Genomic DNA, 10,011 nt, shown 5'->3' with positions numbered 1-10,011 from the left:
CTTTAATTCGCCTCTAGCGCACTCCCTCGAGAATATGAAGTCACATAACCGCCTCCTTACGCCCGCACCGGGCCTGTCCGTTCACTCGAAGGACCAGCTAACTTCTCGGGGCGCAGGCGTGTGTGACGGCTTTCATTACCGGGCCGCAGTATGCGGAATTGCTGTGACTGGCCACAACCGCGCATCGACCTGTCTTACATCGACGCACAAGCGAGCATGGTTCAGTTTCCGTACTGCTCGGTTTCTGGTCGTTCGATGAGCAGGACGTGGGCGCGAGTCTCCGCGACGGGTCGGTGCCGAACTCCTTTGGGAACGACGAAGATGTCCCCGGCCGCGAGGGTGACGGGTGCGCGGCCTTCTAGCTCGATGCGGAAGGAGCCGTCCCAGCACAGGAACAGTTCGTCTTCGTCGTGGTGGTGCCAGGGGAACTCGCCCTCGATCCGGGCGGCGCGCACGACGGTGTCGTTGACCTGTGCCAGCTCGCGTTGCTGGAACGGCCCCGGCAAGGTGGCGATGGTGTCGGAGATGGAGACGGCTCGGCCGGACGAGGTGGTCACTTCTTCGCTCATGTGAGTCATGGTGGTCGGCTCGGGTTGGTGCGCCCAGGTCCAATCCGGCAAAATTGGTTTGCTGATGGAGCCAATTGAGGTAATGCATCGTCTCGGTCGTTGGTCGACGGGGCGCGGTCCGTTGTATCTGCTGCTGGCGGCACGGCTGCGGCAGTTGATCGACACGGGAGAGCTCCCGCCGGGAACCGGGTTGCCGCCGGATCGGGTTTTCGCGCGGATTCTCGCCGTCGGACGCAGTACGGTGGTCGCTGCCTACGGGCTGCTGGAAGGGGAAGGGCGGATCGCGCGGCGCCGAGGCAGCGGAACTCGCGTCGCGGGTGGTGCGCCGCCGGCGGCGCCGAAGACCACCAGTGCGCCCATGTTCCTGCATCTGCTGGAGCCGGATCCCGCGGTGATCTCGGTGGCTTGTGCCGCGCCCAGCGCACCACCCCCGGAAGTGACCGCGGCTTTCGCCGCGATACTGCCCGAATTGGCATCGATGACCGCTGACATCGGCTATCACCCTGCCGGTTGTTCGATACTCCGCGAGGCCATCGCCCAGCGCTATACCCGGCTGGGGGCGCCGACGCATGCCGATCGGATTCTCGTCACCAATGGCGGTCAGCAAGCGCTGTCGCTGTTGGCTCGCGCGTTCGTCGCCCCTGGTGATCGGGTTCTGCTCGAGACTCCCACTTATCCGGGTGCGCTCGAGGCATTCCGCGAACACGCGGCAGTCTTGGCTGCCCTGCCGGTCGGGTTCACCGGGTTCGAGGCGGCCGTCCGAGCGCACCGTCCAGCCTTCGGCTACCTGACTCCCACGTTCCAGAACCCCACCGGCGCGGTCCTTTCCCGGCTGGTCCGACGCAGAATCGCCGAAGTGGCCGCTGCCGCGGATGTCCCGCTGATCGCCGACGAGGTGCTCGCTGAGCTCGGGTTCCCGGACGAGGTGATGCCGCCGTTCGCGGCCGACTCGGACGATGTCATCTCCATCGGCTCGTTGAGCAAGAGCATCTGGGGCGGTTTGCGCATCGGCTGGATCCGCGCACCGATCCCGGTCATCGAACGCCTCACCCGGCTGCGGGCGGTGCATGACCTCGGAGGAAACCTACCGGCCCAGCTCGCCGCGGCCCGGCTGGTCCCACAGTTGGATCTACTCTGCGCGAACCATGCGGCACAACGGCAGTCATGCCACGACACGCTCCTGGGCGCGCTGGCCGCACACCTCCCCGACTGGACGGTGTCGGCTGTCCGTGGTGGCCAGACACTGTGGGTCCGGCTGCCTTACGGCGACGGCAACTCGTTCGCCCAGACCGCACTCCGCCACGGTGTCGCCGTGCTCGCGGGCAACGGTCTCGACGTAGGGGACGGCAGCGGCGAATACATACGCCTGCACTTCCGCCACTCGGAAAGCACTCTCACAGCAGCCGTCGCGCGGCTCGCCACCGCCTGGGACAACTACCGCCCACCCGCGCAACCAGCGACGGCGCCGCCGCCGCTGGCTATCTGACCGACGGCTTGCCAGGGGTGTTTCAGCGCTCGACAGGGTCATTCCTGGTTCGTCGGTCCGCCGTCCATGCCGGACAGCGTCAACGGGATCGGCGCACCGGTTCGATCGGGGCGGTAGACGCAGCGGGTGCGGGTATAGATCGTAGGCATGCATTCGTTGCAGTGGACGCAGGCCGACTGAGTGGTGGCGTCGGATCGGATGCGGTGCAGGAGGTTCGGTTCCCGCAGCAGCGCCCGGCCCATCGCGACGAAGTCGAATCCTTCGGTCATAGCCTGCTGCATGGTGCCGAGGTTCGTGATGCCCCCCAACAGGATCAGTGGCATCGACAGCTCCCGGCGGAAGTGGCGTGCCCGCTCGAGCAGATACCCGTCCTGATAGGGGTACTCCTTCAGGAAGGCCCGGCCGACCAGGCGGAAACCCCAGCGCGCCGGTACGGGAAGGACATTCGCGAATTCTCTGCGGGGAGCCTGGCCGTGGAACAACAACATCGGGTTGAGCAGTGAGCTTCCAGCGGTCAGTTCCAGCGCGTCGAGGGTGCCGTCCGCCTCCAACCACGCCGCCACTTGCAGCGACTCCGGCACCGTCAGTCCGCCCGGCACACCGTCTTCCATGTTGAGTTTCGCGGTCACCGCGAGCCGGCCATCCACGGCTTCCCGTACCGCACAGGCGATTTCGCGCGCCAGCCGGGCGCGATTGACCGTGGAGCCACCGTACCCGTCGTTGCGCCGGTTCAACCTCGGGCTCAGAAAGGAGCTCACCAGGTAGTTGTGCCCGAAATGGATTTCCACCGCGTCGAAGCCCGCTTGCTCGGCCAGCTTCGCCGCGTTCGCGTGCGCGGCGATGACCTCGCGGATGTCATCCTCGTCGGGCACCTTCATGAAGCGCATCGTGAGGGGGCTGATCATCCTGCTGGGAGCGAGCGCGGGAAAGCCGTTGGATCTCGCGTTGGCGACCGGGCCGGCATGCCCGATCTGCGCGCTCGCCGCGGCACCCTCGGCATGGACGGCGTCGGTCAACTCGCGCAATCCCGGCACCGCCTCCGGGCGCATCCAGATCTGATGCCGGTCGGTTCGTCCACCCGGAGCGACGGCGCAGTAGGCGACCGTCGTCATTCCGACCCCGCCCGCCGCGGTCTCCCGGTGGAACTCGACCAGATCCTCCGTGACCAGTGCGTCAGGGGTACGGCCCTCGAATGTCGCCGCCTTGATCACCCTGTTGCGCAATGTGACCGGCCCCAATTCCGCCGGTGCGAATATCTCGTTCAATTCCGCTCTCCTTTGCCTGCGGTCAGCCCGGCGACAACGAAGTCACGCAAGGATGCCACCGCCTCATCCGACATCTCCCGCCCGTTGGTTCCAGCGCCGCCGAATCGCGTGATGATCAAGTCGAAGGCCAACTTCCAGCGCCGTCGGCTCTCCTGCTCATCGACCTCTGGCAGCAGAGCAACCCACGAGTCCATCCGGAACCACGGCTGACGCCACTGCGTCACATGCCGCCCCAGGACGAACTGGGCCAGCAAACGCAGATGCAACCGGCCCACCGGATCGGCGGCCAACTCGACGAAGGGCTCGATGACGGCATCGACGACCTCGGCAACCGACACGTGCTCGGCGGTCACGGTCTTCAGCCGATTCGCCCACCGCGGCCCCAACCGGTCCTCGAGCAACGCCGCGACCAGTGCGTCCTTCGACCCGAAGTGGTAGTGCACGGCGGCCGGATTCGCCCCGGCCTCGGCGCAGATGCTCCGCACCGACACGTCGTCGTATCGGCCGGTCAGCAACAGTCGTTCAGCGGCGGCAAGCAGCCGCTCGCGGGTGCTCGCCGCGGTGGTGGCCTGGTCGGTCATGCCACCCAGTGAAGCACGGTTCAAACAACGTTTCAATCATTGATTGAACGGTGGGAAACGGACCAGGGGACGACCGTCTCTTCCGGTCTTGATGACGTGGCCGGCGATCTCCACGTCCTTGAATGCGCTGACGGCGGGATCCCAGGCCCGCGCCGAGCGGGGAAGCCGCCGATGCCGCCGGGCTCAGCGCCCTCGCACGCCGAGAACCGCGAGTTGAACCCGGTTGGATGCACCGGTTTTGGTCATCAGGTTGGTGATGTGGGTCTTCACCGTGGTGACACCGAGATGCAGTCGCTCGGCGATCTCCGCGTTGCCGAGGCCATCGGCGACCAGTGCGAGTACCTGCGTCTCCCGAGGAGTCAGTCCCTGCGGCGCGTGCTGGTCCGGATGCTCCGGTGCGGCGGACGTGTGATGTGCCAAGGCCGAATCGACGACGCGGCGCAGGACCTCGGGCGAGAACGGGTGGTCACCGGCTGCGGCGCGGTGGATGCCGTGCAGCAGTTCCGCCGGTGCGGCGTCTTTGACCAGGAAACCGCAGACGCCCGCGGCAAGGGCCGGATAGAGGTGATCGTCGTCGTCGAAGGTGGTCAGTGCGAGGACTTTGGTGGCGGGGTGGGCCGCGAGAATGGCCGCGGTGGCCCGGATTCCGTCCATCCCCGGCATGCGCAGGTCCATGAGGACGACATCGGGGCACAGTTGTTCGGCGAGGCGGATGGCGTCCGCACCCGCGGCGGCCTCACCCACCACCTCGAGTTCATCGTCGGTCTGACAGAGCATGCGCAAACCCGCGCGGACGAGCTGCTGGTCGTCGACGAGCAGGACCCGAACCGTCACGAGACCACCTGGCCGCGCAGAGGCAGACACACGGCGAGCAGCCAGCCGGGGCCGGAAGGCCCGGCGGTCAGCTCGGCCCCGGGGACGACCGCAAGGCGAAACCCGGTGTGGCCCGCGACGATATCGATCCTTCGACTCTGCGGGGGCAGTTGTCGTATCGACGTGCGCTCGAGGTGTTCGAACACCACACTGCAGACTTCACGCGCGGGTCTTTTACCCTGCATCAATTGCGGCACAGCCGGTTGACCCATGCCGCCGAGGATGGGGCTTCGACACCGATGCTGATGCGGATGAGCGGGCACACCTCGGTGCGGTCGCTGGCCCGGTATGCGCGCCCGTCGGCGGAGGCGCTGATGCGCTGGCAGGCGCAGACCGATCCCGCCGCCCGGCGGGCAGCGCCGAGGAGGTGAAGGGGTCGGTGAACGGTGTCGTGCAGCGTCACCACGTCGAACGTCACGCTCACCGTGCGATCGGTTTCCAGGATGGGGCCGGGCTGTCGCACACGGCAAGGCGGGCAGGAGGCGTCGGTTCGGTAGTGGCCGGCCACCACCATAGAGATGCCCTGCTTTCTGCGTTGATTTGTGTCCTGAGAACAACAGTCATCGCAGGTAGCAGGGCATCTCTAGGGTGGATCCAGGCTCAGTGGGCCATCACGGGCTCGCCCTCGGACGGCTCCAGAGCCCGATTCGGAATCAGGAACGCCGCGATCACCGCACCGGCCACGAAGAACCCGGAGCCCCACGCCAGGGTGGCCGTGTAGCCCTCGACCCCGGCCTGCGCCGCGGCCAGCGCGCTGGGCTTGTGCGAAGTCAGGTAGTCGGTCGCGGCCGACGAGGCGACGGTGGTCAGTAGCGCCGTACTGATCGAGCCGCCGATTTGCTGACCGGTGTTGATCAGCGCCGAGGCGACGCCCGTGTCATCGCGGTGCAGGCCTGAGGTCGCCCCCTGGAACGCGGTGGTCATCACCCCGCCGATGCCGAGACCCAGCAGGATCATGCCGGGCATGATGTGGGTGGCGTAGGTGCTGTCCAACTCGAGCCGGGTCAGCAGGGCCATACCGGCTGCGGCGACCAGGAAGCCGGCGCTGACGACGATCTTCGGGCCGACCCTGGGCAGCACCAGCGAAGGCATCGTGGTCGACGAAACGACGACGCCTGCGACCATCGGCAGGAACGCCAGACCGGTCTTGATCGGCGAGTAGCCGAGGCTGGCCGCAAAGTAGTAGGTCAGGAACAGGAAGATCGAGAACATCCCCATGCCCAGGACGAACACCGCTATGAACGAACCACCGCGGGTCCGGTCCAGCACGAGGCGCAGCGGCAGCAGCGGATGCGCGACCCTGGACTCCAGCCAGACGAACACCGTGAGCAGCACCACGCCGCCGGCCAGGAAGCCGAGGGTGACAGGGTTGGTCCAGCTGGTGGACTCGACGTGCGCGAACCCGTAGACGATGGCGAACAGCGCGGCGCTCACCACGACGATGCCCGGAATGTCGAGTTTGGGCTTCTTGGTGATCACGGGCTTGGCCAGCAGCAGCACTGCACCGATCAGGGCTGGTGCCGCGAAGGCGACGTTCACGTACATCACCCAGCGCCACGACGCCCATTCGGTGAGCATGCCGCCGAGCAGCAGCCCGATCGCGCCGCCCGCACCACCCAACGCACTGAAGATGCCGAAGGCCTTCGCCCTTTCCGACGGTTCGGTGAAGGTCACGCTGAGCAGTGAGAGTGCCGCGGGCGCGAGCACTGCAGCGAAGAGGCCTTGGGCCACACGTGCCGCGACGAGGATCTCGAAGCTGGAGGCCGCGCCGCCAAGAATGGATGCGGCCCCGAAACCTGCCAAGCCGATCACGAAGAGGGTGCGTCGGCCCAACAGGTCACCGAGCCGGCCGCCGAGCAGCAGCAGGCTGCCGAACGCCAGGGCGTAACCGGTGATGACCCACTGCCGGCTGCCGTCGCTGAAGCCGAGGTCTTGCTGCGCCTCGGGCAGCGCGATGTTCACGACGGTCGCATCGAGCATGATCATGAGCTGTGCGATGCCTAGCACGACCAGCACCCACCAGCGCACGGCATGTGAGCCGCGAAGGCCCGAGTCTTTCTTTCCGGAAGCGGGCGCCCCGCGGTCGATGGTGGTACTCATCTGTCTCCTTGGTTGCTGGGCATGACTTGAAACCGGCTGGAAACAGATCGGTTTCTAGTCGGCGAGGGTGAGGCGAGCGGGTGACGGGCTGAGAGCTCAGGACTTCAAGATCGTCCTGTGGCCCCTTTCGGGCTTACCTCGGCGATCCCTGGAGGGCCGCGTCGGTGTCCGCGATGGCCAGCATCTTGTTGATTTCGGCGCCGGCCAGTGCACCGGCCGCCGCGGAGGCCCCGACCTGGGCGACCGGATCGGTGGCGTTGCCGGCCACCCACACACCCGGCACCTCGGTGGTGCCGGCCGTGCCGGAGGCGAAACCGCGGGCCATGTTCGGCAGGTCCTGCACCGGCAGGCCCAAACCTTCCAGGCCCTGGGTGCGGGCCTGCATCTGCGGGCCGACCGCGAGGACGCGGCGGGCAACGACCTGGCCATCGGCCAGGCGCACCCCGGCGAGGTCACCGTCCTGATCGTTGACGACCTCGGTGACCGGGGTGTCGATGACGCGGATGCCGCGGGCGGCGAAACGGGCGCGGCTGTCCTCGTCCAGGTCGGTGCCGTGGGTGAAGTAGGTCAGGTCCTCGGTCAGCTGACGGAACAGCAACGCGTGGCCGATGGAGGCCGGGCCGGTGGCGAAGACACCGATGGGCTCATCGCGCACCTCCCAGCCGTGGCAGAACGGGCAGTGCACCACACTGTGCCCCCAGTGCTCGGCGAGCCCGGGCACCTCCGGCAGCACATCCGTGAGGCCGGTGGCCACCAGGATGCGGCGAGCGGTGATGCTGCGGCCGTCGGCCAGGGTGACGGTGAACCGCAGGTCCCCGTCCGCCGACGGAGCGGCAGACTCGGCCGAGACCACCTCGCCGTGAACGACGCGTCCGCCGTACTGGCGCACCTGCTCCCGGCCCCGTCGAAGGATCTCGGACGGCGGGATGCCGTCGAAGACGATGAAGCCGTGCACGGCCTCCGCGGGCGCGTTGCGCGGGGAGCCGCTGTCGATCACGACGACCGAGCGGCGGGAACGGGCGAGGATCAGTGCACCGTTCAGCCCCGCGGCGCCCCCGCCGATCACCACCGCATCAACGGTCCCCTCGGCCAGCGCGTCGCTCGCGGAGTCCTCGCCGAAGGGCGGTCGCCGGGTCACCTGTGTCATGAGTTCAACCTCCAAGCCGTCTTCGCGGCATCACGGTCCTGCAAGCCCGGACCAAGCCGGTCCGGCAAGCTCAGCACGGTTGTGTACTGAACTGTCAGAAACCTATGTCGTTCTGTACTGACTTGTCAAGTACGGCAGATCGGCCATACGATCAGGCTGGTCAGGTCCAGGAAGGACGCTCGCTGTGATGGTTGGGCACGGCCGCGATGGCCGTGGCCAGAGTTGAGCCTGGGGAAGCGGAAGTCGGGGCCGACGCCGGCCGAAAACGAGCGGAGAAGAATCGTGACCGGAGTGATTCGCCTGCCAGGTAACGGAGAAGCATGAGCATCCCCGTGCCGGACGAGCTGACCCATTACTCGTCCCGTCGGCTGGGCGAGGTCGATGAGGTGGCCTGGCCGGTGTTGAGCCAACACGCCCTGGACCTGTTGCGGTCATCTGGTGAGGAACTGCACCCCGCGCCCGGCGAGTTGCTGTGGGACGCCGGTGATCCCACCGACTTGCACCTCGTGCTGACCGGTGGCGTGCTCCTCGTGGACCACCGGGAGGATCGGGTTGTCTTCGTGATCGAGGCCGGTGACTTCGTCGGCGAGCTGGGCATGTTGATGGGGCAACGCGCCGTCTTCCAGGGCGTGGCCATGGAAGACACCGCGATCCTGCGGGTTCGGGTGGAGGAACTGCGCCGGCTGGTGGAGATCTCGGGGGAGCTGAGCGATGTCCTGCTGTCCGCTTTGGACGCCCGGCGGCGCTTCCTGAGCAGGAAGGGCGAGGGCGGTCTGGTACTGGCCGGAGACGACGACCGTGACCTGCACCGCCTCCAGGACTTCGCTGAACGCAACCAGATTCCCTACCGGACGGTGCTGCGCTCGAACCCGTCGGCGTGGTCGGAGCTGGCGCAGACCTGTGCCTTGCCCGAGACCGGTACGGCCGTTGTCACGGCACAGCGCCGCGTAATGACAGCGCCTACCACGCGTGACCTGGCAACCGCGCTGGGGATCGACCTGTGGGGCATCGCCGACGATTCCCGATGTGACCTGCTGGTGGTGGGTGCCGGACCGGCGGGGCTGGCCGCTGCTGTGTACGGGGCGTCGGAGGGACTGGACGTGGTCGTCGTCGAGGACGTCGCCATCGGCGGCCAGGCCGGCAGCTCGTCACGGATCGAGAACTACCTCGGCTTCTACCGCGGCGTGTCCGGGGTTGAACTGGCACGGGCGGCGATGCTGCAGGCGGTCAAGTTCGGGACCAGGCTTCTATCACCCCGCTCAGTCACTGGGCTGTCGGAGGTGCCCGGCGGGTTTCGGGTGCGGCTCGACGACGAGTACGACATCCTCGCCTCAGCGGTGATCATCGCCAGCGGCGTGCGCTACCGGCGCCTGGACCTGCCTGGTCTGGCCGACCTGGAGGGCCGTGGCGTCTACTACGCCGCAAGCCAACTGGAGGCCAACTCGGTCTCCGGGCGGAACGCCGTCGTGGTGGGGGGCGCCAACTCCGCTGGCCAGGCGGCCCTGTTTCTCGCGCGGAACGCCGGCCACGTCCACGTCCTGATCCGCCGCGATGACCTGTGCGACACCATGTCGAACTACCTGGCGCAGCGCCTGACCCACCACGAGCGGATCACCGTGCACCCTCGCTGCGAACTGTCCGCCGTCCACGGCAGCAGCCGGCTCAGCGGGCTGACCTGGCACGACCGCGCCCGCGACCGGGACGTACGACTCGACGCGGCCGCACTGTTCCTGATGATCGGCGCGGACCCCTGCACGACCTGGCTGCACGACATCGGCGTCGACCTCGACGCCAAGGGCTTCGTGTGCACCCACGACAGCTTCGCCACCTCGATACCCGGGCTGTTCGCCGTCGGTGACGTGCGCGCAGACTCCGTCAAGCGGGTGGCATCGGCCGTCGGCGAGGGATCCGTGGTCATCTCCGCAGTCCACGCCTACCTCGCCAGCAGAAGGACCTTCTGACCCGAGCCGGTTTGATGCCGCATTCTTTC

The 10,011-nt window shown here is 67.4% G+C and carries 10 protein-coding genes; 3 read left to right on the top strand and 7 right to left on the bottom strand.

Features of this window, described 5'->3' with window-relative positions:
• Positions 1-221: 221 nt before the first annotated feature.
• Positions 222-569 carry a cupin domain-containing protein gene (locus tag AB0M45_RS24425; protein ID WP_364333469.1) on the bottom strand — a complete coding sequence of 116 codons (348 nt, stop codon included), beginning with the start codon at positions 567-569 and terminating at the stop codon, positions 222-224.
• A gap of 82 nt (positions 570-651) precedes the next feature.
• On the opposite strand from AB0M45_RS24425, the gene AB0M45_RS24420 reads away from it, so the two are divergent.
• Complete coding sequence (locus tag AB0M45_RS24420; RefSeq protein ID WP_364333467.1) at positions 652-2,055, top strand: PLP-dependent aminotransferase family protein; 1,404 nt, start codon at positions 652-654, stop codon at positions 2,053-2,055.
• A gap of 38 nt (positions 2,056-2,093) precedes the next feature.
• Here the strand turns inward: AB0M45_RS24420 and AB0M45_RS24415 are convergent, their stop codons facing one another.
• From AB0M45_RS24415 to AB0M45_RS24400, 4 genes are all read right to left on the bottom strand, one after another.
• Positions 2,094-3,320: an NADH:flavin oxidoreductase gene (locus AB0M45_RS24415; protein WP_364333464.1), complete on the bottom strand. Its 1,227-nt coding sequence runs from the start codon at positions 3,318-3,320 to the stop codon at positions 2,094-2,096.
• Positions 3,317-3,901, bottom strand: a complete 585-nt coding sequence (locus tag AB0M45_RS24410; RefSeq protein ID WP_364333461.1) for a TetR/AcrR family transcriptional regulator — start codon at positions 3,899-3,901, stop codon at positions 3,317-3,319. Before AB0M45_RS24410 ends, AB0M45_RS24415 begins: the two co-directional genes overlap by 4 nt.
• A gap of 183 nt (positions 3,902-4,084) precedes the next feature.
• Positions 4,085-4,735, bottom strand: coding sequence for a response regulator transcription factor (locus AB0M45_RS24405; protein WP_364333458.1), 651 nt, complete (start codon positions 4,733-4,735; stop codon positions 4,085-4,087).
• Positions 4,732-4,923 (bottom strand): hypothetical protein, encoded by a 192-nt coding sequence (locus AB0M45_RS24400; protein ID WP_364333572.1) that lies wholly within the window; start codon positions 4,921-4,923, stop codon positions 4,732-4,734. The genes AB0M45_RS24405 and AB0M45_RS24400 overlap by 4 nt, the downstream gene beginning before the upstream one ends.
• Here AB0M45_RS24400 and AB0M45_RS24395 point away from each other — a divergent pair.
• Complete coding sequence (locus AB0M45_RS24395; protein WP_364333455.1) at positions 4,843-5,145, top strand: tyrosine-type recombinase/integrase; 303 nt, start codon at positions 4,843-4,845, stop codon at positions 5,143-5,145. The genes AB0M45_RS24400 and AB0M45_RS24395 overlap by 81 nt on opposite strands.
• Positions 5,146-5,374: 229 nt before the next feature.
• Here the strand turns inward: AB0M45_RS24395 and AB0M45_RS24390 are convergent, their stop codons facing one another.
• Both AB0M45_RS24390 and AB0M45_RS24385 read right to left on the bottom strand, forming a co-directional pair.
• Positions 5,375-6,874, bottom strand: coding sequence for an MFS transporter (locus tag AB0M45_RS24390; protein ID WP_364333452.1), 1,500 nt, complete (start codon positions 6,872-6,874; stop codon positions 5,375-5,377).
• A 133-nt stretch (positions 6,875-7,007) separates the two neighbouring features.
• On the bottom strand, positions 7,008-8,021 hold the full coding sequence (locus tag AB0M45_RS24385; protein ID WP_364333449.1) for an NAD(P)/FAD-dependent oxidoreductase: 1,014 nt from the start codon (positions 8,019-8,021) through the stop codon (positions 7,008-7,010).
• A gap of 320 nt (positions 8,022-8,341) precedes the next feature.
• Between AB0M45_RS24385 and AB0M45_RS24380 the strand changes: the two genes are divergently transcribed.
• Entirely contained in the window at positions 8,342-9,982 is a 1,641-nt protein-coding gene (locus AB0M45_RS24380) for an FAD-dependent oxidoreductase (protein WP_364333446.1), read from the top strand.
• Positions 9,983-10,011: the final 29 nt, after the last annotated feature.

Source organism: Nocardia sp. NPDC051787, from assembly GCF_040681325.1.
Taxonomy (GTDB): domain Bacteria; phylum Actinomycetota; class Actinomycetes; order Mycobacteriales; family Mycobacteriaceae; genus Nocardia.
This window is presented reverse-complemented; position numbering and strand designations above follow the sequence as displayed.